The sequence below is a fragment of the Curtobacterium sp. PhB142 genome, assembly GCF_004341255.1.
Lineage (GTDB): Bacteria > Actinomycetota > Actinomycetes > Actinomycetales > Microbacteriaceae > Curtobacterium.
Genome location: NZ_SLUT01000015.1, coordinates 1 through 16929, shown reverse-complemented (window position 1 = coordinate 16929; position 16929 = coordinate 1). Strand labels below are relative to the sequence as shown.

The 16929-nt window shown below is 72.6% G+C and carries 17 protein-coding genes; 13 read left to right on the top strand and 4 right to left on the bottom strand.

Annotation, left to right across the window (positions count from 1 at the left end; translation table 11 throughout):
- The first annotated feature begins 64 nt into the window (after positions 1-64).
- Genes EDF31_RS19015 through EDF31_RS18990 form a run of 6 tightly spaced genes read left to right on the top strand, consistent with a single transcriptional unit; the run spans position 65 to position 6235 of the window.
- Entirely contained in the window at positions 65-1468 is a 1404-nt protein-coding gene (locus tag EDF31_RS19015) for an MFS transporter (protein ID WP_131847548.1), read from the top strand.
- Positions 1465-3183 (top strand): dihydroxyacetone kinase family protein, encoded by a 1719-nt coding sequence (locus EDF31_RS19010; protein WP_131847546.1) that lies wholly within the window; start codon positions 1465-1467, stop codon positions 3181-3183. The genes EDF31_RS19015 and EDF31_RS19010 overlap by 4 nt, the downstream gene beginning before the upstream one ends.
- Before the next feature lie 10 nt (positions 3184-3193).
- Positions 3194-3679, top strand: coding sequence for a ribose-5-phosphate isomerase (locus EDF31_RS19005; RefSeq protein ID WP_123294933.1), 486 nt, complete (start codon positions 3194-3196; stop codon positions 3677-3679).
- The gene (locus tag EDF31_RS19000) at positions 3679-4479 is read left to right on the top strand and encodes a triose-phosphate isomerase family protein (RefSeq protein WP_131847544.1); all 801 of its coding nucleotides are present in this window, start codon (positions 3679-3681) and stop codon (positions 4477-4479) included. Before EDF31_RS19005 ends, EDF31_RS19000 begins: the two co-directional genes overlap by 1 nt.
- Positions 4476-5321 carry a sugar phosphate isomerase/epimerase family protein gene (locus EDF31_RS18995; protein WP_131847542.1) on the top strand — a complete coding sequence of 282 codons (846 nt, stop codon included), beginning with the start codon at positions 4476-4478 and terminating at the stop codon, positions 5319-5321. Before EDF31_RS19000 ends, EDF31_RS18995 begins: the two co-directional genes overlap by 4 nt.
- Positions 5318-6235, top strand: a complete 918-nt coding sequence (locus EDF31_RS18990; protein WP_131847540.1) for a phosphogluconate dehydrogenase C-terminal domain-containing protein — start codon at positions 5318-5320, stop codon at positions 6233-6235. The genes EDF31_RS18995 and EDF31_RS18990 overlap by 4 nt, the downstream gene beginning before the upstream one ends.
- A gap of 78 nt (positions 6236-6313) precedes the next feature.
- On the opposite strand, the gene EDF31_RS18985 is transcribed toward EDF31_RS18990, so the two are convergent.
- Positions 6314-7819, bottom strand: a complete 1506-nt coding sequence (locus EDF31_RS18985; protein ID WP_131847538.1) for a hypothetical protein — start codon at positions 7817-7819, stop codon at positions 6314-6316.
- A gap of 80 nt (positions 7820-7899) precedes the next feature.
- Here EDF31_RS18985 and EDF31_RS18980 point away from each other — a divergent pair, with 80 nt between their 5' ends.
- On the top strand, positions 7900-8661 hold the full coding sequence (locus EDF31_RS18980; RefSeq protein ID WP_131847536.1) for an SDR family NAD(P)-dependent oxidoreductase: 762 nt from the start codon (positions 7900-7902) through the stop codon (positions 8659-8661).
- A gap of 174 nt (positions 8662-8835) precedes the next feature.
- On the opposite strand, the gene EDF31_RS18975 is transcribed toward EDF31_RS18980, so the two are convergent.
- Together EDF31_RS18975 and EDF31_RS18970 are read right to left on the bottom strand one after the other, a co-directional pair.
- A complete protein-coding gene (locus EDF31_RS18975; protein ID WP_131847534.1) occupies positions 8836-9777 on the bottom strand; it encodes a DUF1648 domain-containing protein in 942 nt (313 codons plus the stop codon).
- A gap of 11 nt (positions 9778-9788) precedes the next feature.
- Positions 9789-10139 carry a GntR family transcriptional regulator gene (locus EDF31_RS18970; RefSeq protein ID WP_111086536.1) on the bottom strand — a complete coding sequence of 117 codons (351 nt, stop codon included), beginning with the start codon at positions 10137-10139 and terminating at the stop codon, positions 9789-9791.
- A 153-nt stretch (positions 10140-10292) separates the two neighbouring features.
- On the opposite strand from EDF31_RS18970, the gene EDF31_RS20125 reads away from it, so the two are divergent.
- The 3 genes from EDF31_RS20125 (at position 10293) to EDF31_RS18960 (ending at position 11994) form a co-directional block, all read left to right on the top strand.
- Positions 10293-10460 carry a hypothetical protein gene (locus tag EDF31_RS20125; RefSeq protein WP_159572230.1) on the top strand — a complete coding sequence of 56 codons (168 nt, stop codon included), beginning with the start codon at positions 10293-10295 and terminating at the stop codon, positions 10458-10460.
- A 44-nt stretch (positions 10461-10504) separates the two neighbouring features.
- A complete protein-coding gene (locus EDF31_RS18965) occupies positions 10505-11380 on the top strand; it encodes an alpha/beta hydrolase (RefSeq protein WP_131922684.1) in 876 nt (291 codons plus the stop codon).
- Between the two features lie 98 nt (positions 11381-11478).
- The gene (locus EDF31_RS18960) at positions 11479-11994 is read left to right on the top strand and encodes a hypothetical protein (RefSeq protein WP_131847530.1); all 516 of its coding nucleotides are present in this window, start codon (positions 11479-11481) and stop codon (positions 11992-11994) included.
- Positions 11995-12045: 51 nt separating this feature from the next.
- On the opposite strand, the gene EDF31_RS18955 is transcribed toward EDF31_RS18960, so the two are convergent.
- Positions 12046-13533, bottom strand: a complete 1488-nt coding sequence (locus EDF31_RS18955; RefSeq protein ID WP_165901505.1) for a PLP-dependent aminotransferase family protein — start codon at positions 13531-13533, stop codon at positions 12046-12048.
- A gap of 34 nt (positions 13534-13567) precedes the next feature.
- On the opposite strand from EDF31_RS18955, the gene EDF31_RS18950 reads away from it, so the two are divergent.
- The 3 genes from EDF31_RS18950 (at position 13568) to rlmN (ending at position 16748) form a co-directional block, all read left to right on the top strand.
- Positions 13568-14302, top strand: coding sequence for a pyridoxamine 5'-phosphate oxidase family protein (locus tag EDF31_RS18950; protein WP_131847526.1), 735 nt, complete (start codon positions 13568-13570; stop codon positions 14300-14302).
- Between the two features lie 172 nt (positions 14303-14474).
- Positions 14475-15425 carry a C40 family peptidase gene (locus EDF31_RS18945; RefSeq protein ID WP_131847524.1) on the top strand — a complete coding sequence of 317 codons (951 nt, stop codon included), beginning with the start codon at positions 14475-14477 and terminating at the stop codon, positions 15423-15425.
- 90 nt (positions 15426-15515) lie between these two features.
- Positions 15516-16748: a 23S rRNA (adenine(2503)-C(2))-methyltransferase RlmN gene (rlmN, locus tag EDF31_RS18940; RefSeq protein ID WP_111086542.1), complete on the top strand. Its 1233-nt coding sequence runs from the start codon at positions 15516-15518 to the stop codon at positions 16746-16748.
- Positions 16749-16929 lie beyond the last annotated feature (181 nt).

Genomic DNA, 16929 nt, shown 5'->3' with positions numbered 1-16929 from the left:
CCGCTCCGTCCGGGCGCAGCAGCACGGGTCGGAGTCGTACCACCCCCACCGAGCAGGAGTCATCGTGGACATCCCCGCCACGCGAGGCATCCCCACCTCGGTCGTCGAGAAGACGGCCATCCGCAAGATCGCGATCCGCATCGTGCCGTTCGTGGCACTGATGTTCTTCATCAACTTCCTCGACCGCACCGCGATCTCCTTCGCGGCCCCGAACGGCATGGAGGCGGACCTCGGTCTGACCGCCGCCCAGTTCGGGTTCGCCTCCGGCGTGTTCTTCATCGGCTACCTCGTGCTCGAGGTGCCCTCCAACCTGGCGCTGCTCAAGTTCGGCGCGCGCATCTGGCTCGCGCGCATCATGATCACGTGGGGCATCGTCTCGCTGCTCTTCACGTGGGTGCAGAACTACCCGCAGCTCGTCGGGCTGCGCTTCCTGCTCGGCATCGCCGAGGCCGGCTTCTTCCCCGGCGCGATCCTGTTCCTGTCGACGTGGGTGCCCGCCCGGCACCGCGGCAAGATGCTCGCGCTGTTCTACCTGGCTCAGCCCCTGACGAGCGTCATCGGCTCCCCGCTCGCCGGCTGGCTGATGACCCACGAGGGCATGCTCGGCGGCCTGGCCGGCTGGCGCTTCATGTTCCTGTGCGTCTCGATCCCGGCGATCATCGTCGGCGTCCTGTGCCTCTTCGTGCTCAAGGACAAGCCGTCGCAGGCGAAGTGGCTCGACGAGGACGAGAAGCTGTGGCTCGAGGGTGCCCTCGCCGCAGAGAACAAGGCCAAGGGCGGGGGAGACGGGCACGCCAAGGGCGGTCTCCGTGCGGCCTTCGGTTCCGGCCGCGTCTGGATGCTCGCCGCGGTCTACTTCGGCTTCATCTACGGCCTGTACGCGCTGAGCTTCTTCCTGCCGACGATCATCGACGGCTTCCAGGAGCAGTTCGGCACCACGTTCGACCTGTTCCAGAAGGGCATGATCACGGCGATCCCGTACGTCCCCGCCGCGGTCGTCCTGTACTTCTGGTCGCGTGATGCCTTCCGCCGTGGCGTCCGGGTCTGGCACATCGCCGTCCCCGCGCTCGTCGGTGGCCTGAGCATCCCGGTCGCGCTCTACATGAACAGCCCGGCCGCCACGATCGCCGTCATCGCGGTCACCGCCTGTGCGATCTTCGCCGCGCTGCCGAACTTCTGGACCGTGCCGACGCAGTTCCTGACCGGTGCCGCCGCTGCCGCGGGTGTGGCGCTCATCAACACGATCGGCAACCTCGGTGGCTTCGCCGCCCCGTACATCACGGGCGTCGTCAGCGGGTGGACCGGCGGCTACCAGGTCCCGATGTTCATCGTCGGCTTCTTCATGGTGCTGTCGAGCGTGCTGATGTTCGTGCTCGGTCGGAACACCAAGCGGAACGAACGACGGGACGCCGACGCTGCGGCGCAGGCCACGAACAACACGACCACGACCCAGGAGAGCCACGCATGACCCGCCTGTTCAACGACCCCGCCGACTTCGCCGACGAGATGGTCGACGGCTTCGTGGCCGCGAACCAGGCCCGGGTCCGCAAGGTCCACGGCGGCGTCGCCCGCTCGACCACCAGCCCCGAGGGGACCGTCGCGCTCGTCGTCGGCGGTGGCTCCGGCCACTACCCGGCCTTCGGCGGACTCGTCGGGCACGGACTGGCAGCCGGTGCGGCGATGGGGAACCTCTTCGCCAGCCCGAGCGCCCAGCAGGTCACGGCGGTCGCGAAGGCGTCCGAGCACGGCGGCGGGGTGCTGCTGAGCTACGGCAACTACGCCGGCGACGTGCTCAACTTCGACGCCGCGGCGCGGGCACTGGCCGACAGCGGGATCGACGTCCGCACCGTGCGGGTGACCGACGACGTCGCCTCCGCCCCGAGCGCCGAAGCCCACAAGCGCCGCGGCATCGCCGGTGACCTGTGCGTCTTCAAGGTCGCCGGTGCTGCAGCGGAACGCGGGGACGACCTCGACACGGTCACCGCGATCGCGACCCGCGCCAACGACCGCACCCGGAGCTTCGGCGTCGCCTTCTCCGGCTGCTCGCTCCCCGGCGCGGACGAACCACTTTTCACCGTCCCCGAGGGTCGGATGGCCATCGGCATGGGCATCCACGGCGAACGCGGCATCGCCGAAGCCGACGTCCCCACCGCGTCCGGACTGGCCGACCTGCTCGTCGACAAGCTGCTCACCGAGCTGCCATCCGGTGTCGTCGTCGACGGGGCACGCGTCGTCCCGATCCTCAACGGCCTGGGCAGCGTCAAGTACGAGGAGCTCTTCGTCGTCTTCGGCGCCGTGCAACCCAAGCTGACGGCGGCCGGCGCCGTCGTCGTCGAGCCCGAGGTCGGCGAACTCGTCACGAGCTTCGACATGGCCGGCGTCTCGCTGACGCTCTTCTGGCTCGACGACGAACTCGAGCAGCTCTGGGGCGCGCCCGCCGACAGCCCCGCGTACCGCAAGGGCGGTGCCGTCCCGCAACAGCCGGTCGCACCCGAGGCCCTCGCCGCGGACGAGCAGGCACCGGTCACGCCCGGCACCGAGGCGTCGCAGGCGTCCGCCGCCCGAGTCGCCGAGGCGATCACGGCCCTCCGCACCACCATCGACGACCACGCCGACGAGCTCGGTCGGATCGACGCCGTCGCCGGCGACGGCGACCACGGCATCGGGATGCAGCGCGGCTCCACCGCCGCGGACCGCGCCGCTTCGGACGCGGTGACGCGCGGCGCCGGCGCCGGCAGCGTCCTGGCGATCGCCGGAGACGCCTGGTCCGACAAGGCCGGTGGCACGTCCGGCGCGATCTGGGGAGCCGCCCTGGAGGCACTGGGTCGCGTCCTCGGGGACGCGTCACGTCCGACCGCCGCCACGGTCCAGAGCGCGGTGCACGCCGCCACCGAGGCGGTCCTCGCGTTCGGAGCCGTCCCCGGCGACAAGACCATGGTCGACGCGATCGTCCCGTTCGACCAGGTCCTCACCGACCGCGTCGAGGCCGGCGACGACCTGGTCCGTGCCTGGTCGGCCGCGTCCGCCGCGGCGACGGCGGCCGCCGACGCGACCGCTGACCTGCTGCCGAAGATGGGCCGCGCCCGCACCCACGGCGAGGACGCGGTCGGCACCCCCGACGCCGGCGCGATCTCGTTCGCCCTGATCACCGCCGCGGTCCTCGCGACGCTGGCCGAGAAGTAAGGAAGCCCCCATGACCGAGCAGCAGTTCCGCATCGTCGTCGGCTCGGACGACGCCGGGTTCGACTACAAGGAGATCATCAAGGCCGACCTCGCGAAGGACCCGCGCGTGGTCAGCGTCACCGACGTGGGCGTCGATGCGGACGGGCACACCGCGTACCCGCACGTGGCGGTCGATGCTGCACGACTCGTCGCGAACGGTGAGGCCGACCGCGCGATCCTGATCTGCGGCACCGGCCTCGGTGTGGCGATCGCGGCGAACAAGGTCCCGGGCATCCGCGCAGTCACCGCGCACGACTCGTTCAGCGTCGAGCGTTCGGTCCTGTCGAACGACGCCCAGGTCCTCTGCATGGGCCAGCGGGTCGTCGGCGTCGAGGTCGCCCGCCGGATGGCTCGCGAGTGGTTGGGCTACACGTTCGACCCGTCCTCCGCCAGCGCGTCGAAGGTCGCCGCGATCTGTGCCTACGACGGTTCTGCCCCGGTCGGGACCGACGCCTGATGCCGGCGACCACGGCGGCGGCCCCGATCACGATCGGGGTGTCGCTCAAGATGTACTTCGGGCACGCCCGGACGCTCGAGTGGGCGGCCGCCGTGGCCGACATCGCCCGGACCCACCCGGCGGTGCAGTCCGGCGCCGTCGAACTCTTCGTCATCCCGACGTTCCCGTCGCTCGTGCCGGTGCACGCCGTGCTCGAGCGCACCCCGGTGCTCCTCGGCGCGCAGGACCTGGCGTGGGCCGACGAGGGTGCCTTCACGGGTGAGGTGTCCGGCCGCGAACTCCGCGAGGTCGGGGTCGACCTGGTCGAGATCGCGCACGCCGAACGCCGGTCCCTGTTCCACGAGTCCGACCAGGACATCGCCGGCAAGGTGCACGCCGCCTTCCGCAACGGCCTGCGTCCCCTCATCTGCATCGGCGAGACCGACCGCGCGGCCGACGGCGACCCGTCCGCTGCCGTCGCCGAGGTCACCGCGCAGCTCGACCGCTTCGTCGCCACGGCGGTCGCCGACGGGCTCGCCGGGCCGGTCATCGCCGCCTACGAGCCGGTCTGGGCCATCGGCGCACCGCAGCCGGCGCCCGACGAGCACATCGTCGCGGTGCTCGCGGGCATCGAGCAGCACCTGGCGACCCGTCCGGAACTCGCCGGGTCGGTCGTCATCTACGGCGGCAGCGCGGGGCCGGGCCTGCTCACCCGTGGGGAGGGCCGCATCGGTGGCCTGTTCCTCGGCCGCTTCGCCCACGACCCCGAGGCGATCCGCACCATCCTCGACGAAGCCGAGGCGCTGGGGGCGACCGCATGACCTCCCTGCTCGGTCTCTCCACCTACGCCTACTTCTGGCGCATGTCCGACCGCGTGCCGGCACCGCTGTCCCTCGACGACGCCCTGCGCGACGCCGCGGCCCACGACGGCGTCGACCTGTTCCAGATCTGCGACCACCTGCCGCTCGACACCGCGTCCGACGACCGGCTGGGCGCGATCCGGACGCTGGCCGACGATCTCGGGCTCACGCTCGAGGTCGGCACCCGCGGCACCGTCCCGGCGCACCTCGCTCGGTACCTGCACGTCGCGCAGGTGCTCGGTGCGACGCTCGTCCGGTCGATGTGGACGAGCGGCGACGACCAGCCGGACGCCGCCGAGACCGAACGCCGTCTGCGCCAGGCGCTCCCCGCCTACGAGGCGGCCGGGGTGACGCTCGCCCTCGAGACCTACGAGGTGGTGGCCACCGCCGACCTCGTCGCGGTCGTCCAGGCGATCGGCTCCGACCACCTCGGCATCTGCCTGGACCCGGCGAACACCGTCGCACGGCTCGAACACCCCGCCGACGTCGTCGCGATGACCGCCCCGCACGTCGTCAACTGGCACGTCAAGGACTCCGGGTTCACCCGGTCGCCGGGGTGGGTCGGGTTCCAGTACACCGGCGTCCCGATGGGCACCGGGGTCGTCGACCACGACAGCATCCGCGCCGCGATCGACCCCGACGCCCGGGGGATCAACCGCGTCATCGAGTTCTGGCTGCCCTGGCAGGACGAGCACGCGGGCGCCGACCCGCGACCGGGCGAGACGCCCGCACAGACCACCACCCGCATCGAGGCGGCGTGGACCGAACACACCATCGAGCACATCAGGAGCAAGGAATCATGACCGACACCGTCACCACCCCCCACACCGTCGCTGCCGGATCCGGTACGGCCGACGTCACCGTCGCCGTGATCGGTGCCGGCGGCAAGATGGGCACCCGCGTCTCGAACAACTTCGCGAAGAGCGAGTACACGACGCTCTACAGCGAGGCCTCGCCCGCCGGGCAGGAGCGCATCCAGGCCCTCGGCCGGTCACTCACCGACAGCCTCGACGCTGCCAAGGTCGCCGACGTGGTCATCCTCGCCGTGCCGGACGTCCTGCTCGGGAGCATCTCGGAGCAGCTCGTCCCGGTCATGAAGTCGGGTGCCAGCATCCTGACGCTCGACCCGGCCGCCGCCTACGCCGGACTGCTCGCCAAGCGCGAGGACATCCACTACGCCGTGGCGCACCCGTGCCACCCGTCGGTGTTCCTCGAGCGCACCACCAAGGCCGAGTGGGACGACACCTTCGGTGGCATCGCCGCCCCGCAGGAGGTCATCGCGGCCTTCGACGCGTCCGAGTCCCTCGGTGACCCGGACGACTCCGCCAAGGCGATCGCCGAGGCCGTCATCACCACCATGTACGCCCCCGTCATCCAGGTGCACTGGGTCACCGTGAAGCAGCTCGCCGTGCTCGAGCCGACCCTGGTCGAGACGATCGCCTGCATGATCGGCGACTTCCTCAACGACGCCCTCGAGGAGACCGTCACCGGTGTCGGCGTGCCCCGCGAGGCCGCCCGCGCCATGCTCTACGGCCACACCTGGATCGCGCTGACCAACGGCCTGCGCGGCTCGAACCCGTTCTCGGACGCGTGCCACATCGCGATGGGCTACGGCCGCGAGAAGCTCATCAAGGAGGACTGGAAGCAGGTCTTCGACGACAGCGAGCTCGACAGCGTCATCGCCAAGATGCTCAAGATCGACTCCGTCCGTCGCTGACGTTCGTCTGACCCGCGAAAGCGACAGATTCCCGCCGACCATCGGCGGGAATCTGTCGCTTTCGCGGTACTCACCACGCTACCCCGGCAGCGGCCCGCCGCGGGGTCCCCAAGCCTCGGCGAGGGTGATCGAGGCGACCCCCGGCACCGTCAGCGCCCCCACGGACGCCCGGAACCACGCCGCTGCCGCCGCCGAGTGCTGCGCCGGATCCGTCGCGTCCGCCACGAACTGCGGCCCATACCCGGCCTCGACCGTCGCGTCGGTCACGACGGGGCGCGCGGAGGTCGCCACCGCGTTGAACCGTGGCCGCAGCGTCACCGGTCCGACGTGCAGCGCCCTGCCGGCGGCCAGCCTGGAGGCGCTCATCACCACCCAGCGCTGCATCCGGATCGACTCGGTCACCTGTTCGGGCGACCGGTCGTGCATCTGCGGCGTCACGCTGAACGTCAGGGGCCCGTCCCAGTCGCGGAACAGGTCGACGGTCCGGTTCAGCTCCGTGAAGTGCGCGCGGGTCCCCGCCACGACCTCGAGGTCGCCCGCAGCAGCCGCGGCATCGCGCAGGGCCTGCTGCAGCGCCGGGGTCGTCACGTGCGAGGTCGGGTCGAACGCGCCGATGCGGACGACCGGCCCGGCCGCGAGCACGTCGTCGATCGCGGCGCGCAGCCGATCCGGGTCGTCGGTGACGAACCGGACGTCGAGCGGCCCGCCACCCGCATCGAGCCGGGCTGACGCCAGCACCGCCCCGACGTTCGGATCGCTGAGCACGGGTTCGACCAGGACGGGCACGCCGAGTGGGCGCGCGCCGGCCGGGCGCGCAGCCGCCGGGGCCGAGGCAGCAAGCAGCTGGAGCGTCGGCGGCGGGGCGACCACGGCGGTGGGAGCCGGCCCGTCCAGGAACGCGAGGTCCGGGGCGGGGGAGGCCGTGCCTCCCGGTCGACCGTCCGTCGTCGCGCGCAGCGTGAGCGACTGGTGGACCACGGAACCCGCGTCGAGCGCGACGGGGAACGGCTCGGACAGCGGCGTCGAGTAGGTCTTGAACGAGGCATCGGTCCAGTTGCGCTGGTCCTCCGTCTCGAACACGTCGCCAGCCAGATCGAGCGACAGCGCGACCCGACCCGTCGACCAGTCCAACCCCGACAGGTCGGCGGCCGGCTGGTGTGGCGCGATCCAGGTCGGGAACACGGCCGAGGTCGCGGTGCCGGACGGGTGGCGCGCGGTGACGGGCACGCCGGCGAGGGTCGGCGGGTGGAGCACGACCAAGCCGATTCGGTTGCGGCGGAACGGCGTCGTCGTGGTGCCGACCGCGTCGACGTGCAGGGTGGGGCCGTCGACGGTGACCTCGAGGACGTACCGGAGCACCTCGGTGCCGTCGTAGCGCGCGCTGGCCTCGATGCGGAGCCGCCCGCTGCTGCCTGGGCCGGAGGACAGCGTCTGGGTGAGCACGGTGTCGTCGGCGGTGCGCCAGTCGTGGTCACGCGTCACGAAGCGGATCGCCCGCAGCACCGGTTCGCCGTCGTACGCCAGGTCGGCGAGCTCGGCACCGCGCAGCGTGAACCGCCACGCGCCGATCGACACCGTAGTCATGGCTCATGACTACCACCGGTCAACCGGTTGGGCAATGATGGGTCCGTGGAGCGACGACGCTCCCAGGACGGAGCTCCCGCATGACCGCACGACTCGACCACAGGACCGCACTCGTCACGGGGGCGGGCTCCGGCATCGGCCGTGCGATCGCGGACCGGTTCGTCGCCGAGGGAGCGCGTGTGGTCTACGCCGACCGGGACGCGACGGCGGCGGGCACCGCAGCAGCGGCAGCCGGCGCGCTCGCGCTGCCGCTCACCATGGACATCGCCGACGAGACCAGCGTCGCGGCCGGGTTCGCCGCCCTCGCGGAGCGCGACCTGACGCCCGACGTGGTCGTCGCGAACGCCGGCGTGCAACTGTTCGGGCAGGACGCTGCGGTCGCGGACGTGTCGCTCGACACCTGGAACCGCACGGTCGCGGTGAACCTGACGGGCACGTTCCTGACCGTGAAGCACGCCGTCCGGGCGATGCTCGCGGCCGGCGGCGGCGGGTCGATCATCGCGACGGGCTCACCCACCGGGCTGAACGGCGAGGGCGCGGGCTTCGCGGCCTACTCGTCGACCAAGGGTGGCATCCACTCGCTCGTCCGTGCGACCGCGATGGCCTACGCGCGGGACGGCATCCGGGTGAACACCGTCGTGCCGGGCTACACCGAGACCGGCCTCGTCCAGACCATCTCCGGCGACCCTTCGGCGCGGGCCGCGATCGTCGCCCGCACGCCCCTCGGCCGCCCTGGCACTCCAGACGACGTCACCGGGATCATGGTCTACCTGGCCAGCGCGGAGTCGTCCTACGCGACGGGCGCCGAGTTCCGCGTCGACGGCGGCATGACGAGCCTCTGACCGCCTGCGGCGCGCGGCGGGGCCGGGCGGGGCCGTTTCGCGAAAGCGACAGTGTGCCGCCAACGGTTCGCGGCACGCTGTCGCTTTCGCGGACGTGACGGCGCGCGGCCGACGAGATCTGTCGCCTTCGCAGCACGCACCACCACCCCGACCGGGAGGCCCGGCGCAACCCCGTCAGGCCGGCGTGCGGTGCGCGAGCAGTGCGCCCAGGGCCGCGGCCCCGCCCGCAGCGTCCGGCACCGTCACCATCCGTGCCTGCCCGCCGCGGAGCCGTGCCACGAGGCCCGGCCCCGACCGCACCACGTAGGCGACCCCACGGCCGGAGAACCGGTAGCCCCAGCCACCCCACTGTCCGGGCGAGACGTCCTCCCACCCGCAGGACTCGATCCGCTCGAGCGGGACGCGCATGAGCGGGATGCGGGTCCACGTCGAGGTCAGTCGCATCCCACGCCGGTCCACGGTGAGCTCGACCCGGGCGAGCACCAGCACGGCGAGCCCGGCGACGACCAGCACCGCTCCGGACGCGACGGCCGTAGGGATGTCGGCCGGAGCCATCGCGAGCCCCGTGCCGATCCCGAGTCCGACCATGACGGCCCCGAGCGCCGCGAACCAGCGACTGCCGATGCGGGCGCGCCACGCGACCCGTGTGTCCGACCCGATGCGCAGCGGTTCGACGTCGTGCGCGGGCACCGGGGGAGCCGACCGGACGAGCGCGACGACCGGCACCGCGGCGATGACCGCGCTGACGGCCAGGAACGGCACGGTCCACCAGCCGGACAGCGTCCCGTCGCCGACGGTGTTCGTCGCGGCGAGCACGATCCAGGCGGTGCCCAGGCTGCCGGCGAACAGGTTGGCGACGAGCACCAGGGTGGCGGCGGTCCGGCGGTCGGGCATCCGCAGTGCCGCGAACGCCAGGGCCACGGCGCCGGCGGTCACCGCGAGCGTGATCCAGAACACCGGCCAGGGCGAACTCCAGCCGTCCGCGGTGCCGTCGGCCCCGAAGTGGACGGCCATGCGGTCGGGCAGGGTCTGCGCGGCGAGGAGTGCCGCGACCACCAGGGTCAGCAACACCAACAGCCCGGGTGCCACCACCGCCACACGGGTCCTCAAACGCATCGGTCGGTTCGTCATCGTGCCCCCTTGATCATCGTGAACAGGTCGTCGAGCGGCACCCCGAGCGTGTCGGCCTGGTCGCGCAGCTCGTCCACGAGCGTGCGCAGCCGGTCGAACGACGCGTTGCCCGATCGCAAGACCGTTGCTCCGCGACCCCGCCGCAGTTCGATCAGTCCGTCGTCCTGCAGCTGCGCGTAGGCGCGCAGCACCGTGTGCATGTTGACGTCGACCGCGGCGGCGAGGTCGCGCGCCGACGGCAGGCGTTCCCCGCTCGCGAGGTCTCCGCGTGCGATCGCGTACCGGATCTGCGACGCGACCTGCTCGGCGAGCGTGGCCCGTGCTGTCGGGTCGACAGTGATCAACATGTTTGCATTGTATGCGAACAATCCCGCCGTGGCGAGGGTTCTCGTGTCGCGCTCTCCGGCCTTTGGCCATGGAACGCAGGCCCCCGTCCGGGGGTACGGCGTCCGGGTACTTTCGGCTGCAGCGAACCACTCGCTATTCAGGGAGAAAACACGATGACGAACTACGAATCCGCCGACGGGGTGGAGCCCGTCCAGGTCACCACCTACCGTCTCGTCCGCAAGGCCGCCCGACGTGGTTGGGCCGTGCCCACCGACGAGGCCGAACCGTCCCTCGCCGACCTCGTGAGCACCCGCGGCTCCGCGCGCCCCGAGGCCCGCTGACCCCGCCACCGACGCCGCACGGGGGCCAGCAGTATCGTCGGCCCATGCCCCCTTCGACCCGAGCGGTCACCCGTGGCGTCGAGGTCGGGATCCGAGGCTCCGACACCGGCGTCCCCGTACTGCTCCTGCACGGCAGTCCCGGCGGGATCGACGTCGCCGAGCTGATGGCGGCGTTCCTGCCGTCCGAGGACTTCCGGGTGGTCACGGTCTCACGGCCCGGCTACCTCGGCACCCGGCTCGACGCCGAGCGCCGCACCATCGACGACGAGGCCGACCAGCTCGCCGGCGTCCTCGACGACCTCGGCATCGACCGCGCCGGTGTGCTGGCGTGGTCTGGAGGCGCCCCGGCCGCGTACCGACTGGCGGTCCACCACCCGGACCGGATCAGCGCGCTCGCCGTCGCCTCCGGGGTGTCCGGTCGCTGGGTCCCCGGGCCGGCGGGACCTGCCGAACGACTCGTGACCGACACCGCGTTCGGCGCTGGTCTGGCAGCGGCCGCTGCGCGCATCGCCCCGGCTGCCGCGGCACGCGCTGCGGTGGCCGGCGTGAGCACCCTGCGCGGCGGGGCCCTGCGGGAACACGTCGCTGGCGTCCTGGCCGACCCGGAGCGGCGGGCGTTCCTGCTCGGCCTCGCCCGGACCGGCAACGCGTCCGGGCCGAGGCGCGCCGGCTGGGACAACGACGTGCGCCAGCTCGCGGCCGTCGAGTCGCTCGACCTCGCTGCCGTCCGGGCTCCGACGCTCCTGGTGCACGGCGACGCCGACACCGAGGTCCGACCGGACGACAGCACCCGCGCCGCCGCAGCGATCCCCGGCGCCGAGCTCGTCACGATGCCGGGTGGCACGCACTTCGCACTCTGGGACCACCGCGATGCCGCCGCCGTGCAAGCACAGGTGCGCGCACACCTGCAGCGACCCTGACCACCGGCTCGTCCGCTTGCTCACGATCCGGTATCGACGAGGTCTCGATCGCGACACGACGCCCCGTGCGTGACCACGACGCTGCCACGATGGCGGGTATGGCTTCCCTCCGACTCGCACTGCCCGTCGTCGTCGGCGCACTGCTCGCATCCGTCGCCCTGTCGTCGTGCTCGGCCGACGCCTCGTCGGCCCCGGCGCCGACCTCGTCGAGCGCTCGGTCGGCGGACGCAGCGGTGGACGCACCGGCGGCGTCCCCCACGGTGGACCCGATGGAGGAGGACCGGAGCGCCGCGGCCGTCTGCGGGCAGATCAGCGCGCTGTCGACGATCGCCCTGAACGCCTCGGACGGTCGTTCCCGCGGTGCCCTGACCGATGCGCAGTACGAGGCGCTGATCGCGGCGGAGCGCTTCGGGTACGAGCACCTGACGAGCACCGACGAGCGGCTCGACAACGCCATCGACTACGCGCTCGAGTACCTCGACGCCCACCCGGCACCCGCGTCGGGGCCGGCGCTCCAGGACAGCCCCGAGTGGGAGCTCGTCGGGCGCACCCTGAACACCGCGTGCCAGCAGGCCGGATCGAACGTGGTGGCGACCGCTCAGTCCGGCGGCTGATCGCGACTCGTCCGGCGGCCAGAGCGCACCGGGGCACCAAGAACACCAGGGTCATGCAACGGTCTCGGTCCGCTCGACCGACGCGATCAGCGCATCGAGGGCACGGTCCAGCTCCGGCACCGTCACCGCCCCGTACCCCAGCACGAGCCCGGCCGGGGTGCTGCCCGGAGCCATCCCGTACTCCTCGAGCGTCGAGACGAGCACGCCGGCACCGGCCATCCGCGCCGCGACCTCCCGCCCCGTCGCCGGACCCGACCACACGACCACCGCGTGCAGTCCGCCGGTCAGCGCACGGGCCTCCAGTCCGGTGACGCCGTCGAGCCGAGCCGCGATCCGGGCGCGACGGTGCGTGTAGTCGCGCCGGACCCGGCCGAGGTGCCGGCGGAGCGCGCCGGTCCGGAGCAGGTGCGCGAGCGCGACCTGCACGGGCTCGGCGACGACCGCGCCGCGGGCGCGACGGGCAGCGAGCACCGCGTCGGCGACCCCAGCCACGGATCCGGCCCCGACCGGCACTCCACCCGCCGCGGGCAGCACGACGTAGGAGCAGCGCAGCCGCGGGTCGAGCGTCTTCGAGAACCCGCCGACGTGCAGCACCACCCCCTCGGCATCGAGCGCTGCGAGTGCGGGCACGGGGCTGCCGCGGTGCCGGAACTCCGAGTCGTAGTCGTCCTCGACCACGAGCGTGCCCGTCGCCGCAGCCCAGGCGAGCAGCCGCTGCCGTCGCGCCACCGGCATCACCGAACCGAGCGGGTACTGGTGCGTCGGCGTGACGAGCACGACGTCGACCGGCGGTGCGGCGGTCAGGGCGTCGAGGTCCATCCCGTCGTCGTCGAGCGGGATGCCGACGACGGTCCCGCCCGCGCTGAGCACCGCACGCTGACCGGTCCGGTACCCCGGGTCCTCGACCGCGAACACGGGGGCGCGACCGAGGTGCACGCGGAGCGCCTCGGCGACGAGCGACAGCGCCTCCGAGGTCCCCGCGGTCAGCAGCACCCGGTCGACCGAGGGGGCGAACCCGCGGCTCAGGCCGAGCTGTGCGACCACCTGCGCGCGGAGCTCCACCGTGCCGAGGGGGTCCGCGACCGCGTTCCGCAGTGGGGCGTCGGCCGCCGCCCGCCAGGCCGCGCGCCAGTCCCGCTGCGCGATCGAGGTGACGGCGGGGACCCCGGGGCGGCAGTCGACGGTCCGGGCGGCGGCTGACGCTGACGCTGACGCCGCAGCTGACGCCGCCGCCGGCGCACGCGGGTCCGTCGCCGGCAGCAAGTTCCCGATTCCCACGCCCCCGCTGAACGCCCCGGCCGACGCGACGACCCGCGCCACCGCACCGTGCCGCGTCCGGATCCAGCCCTCGCCGTCGAGCTGGTCGTACGCGGCGACGACCGTTCCGCGTGCGACGCCGAGCTCGGCGGCCAACGCCCGGGTCGAGGGCAGCGGATCGCCCTCGCGCAGCGTGCCGTCGTGGACCATCCGTCGGATGCGGGCGACGACCCCTGCGGTCTTGCCGGACTGGTCCACCACGATCACCTCGATCTGGTCCACGCACCGGACCACTGTCGAACCTAGCGTGGCCCGCATGACCACCCCCAACCCCGCCGACGGCCCCGACCTGCGGGTCCGCCGCATCCGCGAGCGCCAGTCCGACGACCCCGCCGTCCTCCGGGCGATCCTCGCCGAAGCACATCTCGCCCACGTCGGGTTCGTCCGCGGCGGCCACCCGATCGTGCTGCCCTTCCTGTGCGGCGTCGGGGACCTCGGCGCCGGCCCGGTCCTGCTGCTGCACGGCTCGACCGGCGGCGGCCTCTTCCTCGGAGCAGGGGCCGCCGGCGTGCGGGTCGCAGCGACGGTCACGCATCTGGACGGGCTCGTGTTCGCCCGTTCGACCTTCGACAGCTCCGCGAACTACCGCAGCGCAATGATCGCGGGTGCCGCGACGGTGGTGCCGCCCGAGCTCCGCACCGAGGCGCTCTGGCAGGTCTCCGACCACCTCATGCCCGGCCGCCGCGACGAGGTCCGCGAGATGACCCCGAAGGAGGTCCGCGCCACCCAGGTCCTGCAGCTGCCCCTCGACCGCGCGAGTGTGAAGGTCCGGTTCCAGGGCAACGGCGAGTCCGCGGACGACGGCGAGGACCACGCGGTCTGGGCCGGCGTGCTGCCGCTCGCGGTCCGCGCGGGCGTCCCGGTACCGGGGGACATCTCGGGGGACGCCCCGGTCGACGCGTCCGTCGTGGCGCTGGCGGCTCGCCTCGACCGGCTGTCGTCCGACCGGGAGGCCCGGATCGCCGCCGTCATGCGGGTCGTGTCCGTCTGAGCCTGGGTCTTCGAGCCCGTGGGCGCGGATCCGCCGCATCTGAGCGACCTGCGAGGACCGCCCGTTCCTGTGACGAGCCGCAGGAACACTCCGGGACTGCCCAGCCTCGATCCGCCCCGTGACCAATACGTTACTTTCCGGATCGCCCAGCGGTCCCGACCCGGAAGGACCCATGGGACGCCACGCCCTGCCTGCAGCAGCCGAAGACCGACAGCCCTCGCGAGGGACCCCGCACACCGCGGTGGAACCCGCTCCGGCGTCTCCGCAGCCGCAGCTGTCCCGTCCCCGTGGTCGTCGCTCGGCCCTCGGTCCCGCTGCTGCCCGGGCCACGTTCGTGGAGCACCCGAAGCCGACCCGCACCGTCCGGATGCAGCCGCGTCCGCTCCCAGTCGCTTCGAGCGCCGGTGCGGCCGTCCTGGGCCGGAAGGCCGTCCTGCGTGCCGAGCGGGCCGTCGACCCGCGGCACATCCGCCGCACCGCGAACGCCAAGCGTGCCGCGATCCTGCTCGCGCCGGCGATCGCCGTGACCTCGAGCCTGACCCTGGCCGTGCCGGCGAACGCGGCGACCCCGGTCGAGACGCAGCAGGGCACGACGACCTCGCAGGCCGCGCAGACCTTCACCGTGGCGCACGACGTCAAGGTCCCCGTCGTCACCACCGACGGCATGACCACCACGACCACGGTCGTCTCGTACCCGACGCTCGACCTGCGCTTCGGGGTGACGACGGCCCAGGCGCAGTCGGCCCTGTCGGCGGCGCTGTCCGCCGGCGGCGACCGCGCCACCATCGTCGAGACCGCCCTGCAGTACATGGGGGACCCGTACGTCGAGGGCGGCGCGAGCCACGAGGGCATCGACTGCTCCGGCCTGACGATGGTCGCGTACGCCGCGGTCGGCATCCCGCTCGTGCACTACGTGCCGACGCAGGACGCCGCGGCGACGACGATCCCCGAGTCCGAGGCGTTGCCCGGCGACCTGGTCGTGTACGACGACGAGGACCACGTCGGCCTGTACCTCGGCCAGGGACTCGTGCTGCAGGCCCCGCACCCGGGCGAGGTCGTCGACATCGTGCCGATGTACTCGGCCGCGCACCACTTCGCGCGCCTGCTGCCCGCCGGCAGCTGATCCGACGCAGGCGGGGCCGTCGACGGTGACCATCCCGGCCACCGGAGGGTCCGGCACCGACGTGTCACGGGCCTCCCGTATCCTGGCCTGATGGCTTCCGACACCCGTACCCCGTTCGAACAGCAGCAGTCTGCTCGTCCGCAGGTGCGCCCGCGCACCGAGGGCTGGAAGCAGGCGACCGACACCGACGGCCGTCCGCTGCTGCAGTTCGCGTCGCCGAAGCGCGGCAAGCCGCCCGTGCACCTGGCCGACCTGACGGCCGAGGAGCGCGAGGCCCGCGTCAAGGAACTCGGGCTGCCGGGCTTCCGCGCGAAGCAGCTCGCGACCCACTACTTCACGCACTACACGTCCGACCCGGACAAGATGACCGACCTGCCTGCCGCCCAGCGCGAGCAGCTCGTCGCCGGGATGCTGCCGCCCCTGCTGACCGAGACCCGGCGGCTGGCGACGGACAACGGCGACACGATCAAGTTCCTGTGGAAGCTGCACGACGGTGCCCTGGTCGAGTCGGTGCTCATGCGGTACCCGGGTCGCATCACGCTCTGCGTCTCGTCGCAGGCCGGGTGCGGCATGAACTGCCCGTTCTGCGCCACCGGCCAGGCGGGGCTGACCCGCAACATGTCCACCGCCGAGATCATCGAGCAGATCGTCCGGGCCAACGCGGCCATCGCCGCGGGCGAGCTCGGGGGCGATCCCCGCAAGGGCGGCAAGGACCGCGTCGACGCCGAGCGCGTGACGAACATCGTGTTCATGGGCATGGGGGAGCCGCTCGCCAACTACAAGCGGGTGATGGACGCCGTGCGGCTGATGGTCGCGCCGCAGCCGAACGGCCTCGGGATGAGTGCCCGTGGCATCACGATCTCGACGGTCGGGCTGGTCCCCGCGATCCTCAAGCTGGCGGACGAGAACATCCCGGTGACCTTCGCGCTGTCGCTGCACGCCCCTGATGACGAGCTCCGCGACGAGCTCATCCCGGTGAACTCGCGCTGGAAGGCCGACGAGGCGATCGACGCCGCGCACAACTACTACGTCAAGACGGGCCGCCGTGTCTCGATCGAGTACGCGCTCATCAAGGACATGAACGACCACGCCTGGCGCGCGGACCTGCTCGCCGAGAAGCTCAACAAGCGCGGCAAGGGCTGGGTGCACGTCAACCCGATTCCGCTCAACCCGACGCCGGGCTCCGTGTGGACCTCGTCCGAGGTGCACGTGCAGGACGAGTTCGTCCGCCGGCTCAACGCCGCGGGCATCCCGACGACCCTGCGCGACACCCGCGGCAAGGAGATCGACGGGGCCTGCGGGCAGCTCGCTGCAGCGGAGTAGCCACGCCGCCGACGGGGACTCCCGGGCCGACACGCCCGGGAGGAACCACGGTTGGCGAGGCCCCCGGAGCCTGTGTAGTGTTACCTCTCGTTGCCACGGCGGCGGAGAACGGAACGGCTGAGACGGTCACTGGGTTTACCCGGGGATCTTGTCCGCCACGGTTCTTCCCCGGGCAGCGGAT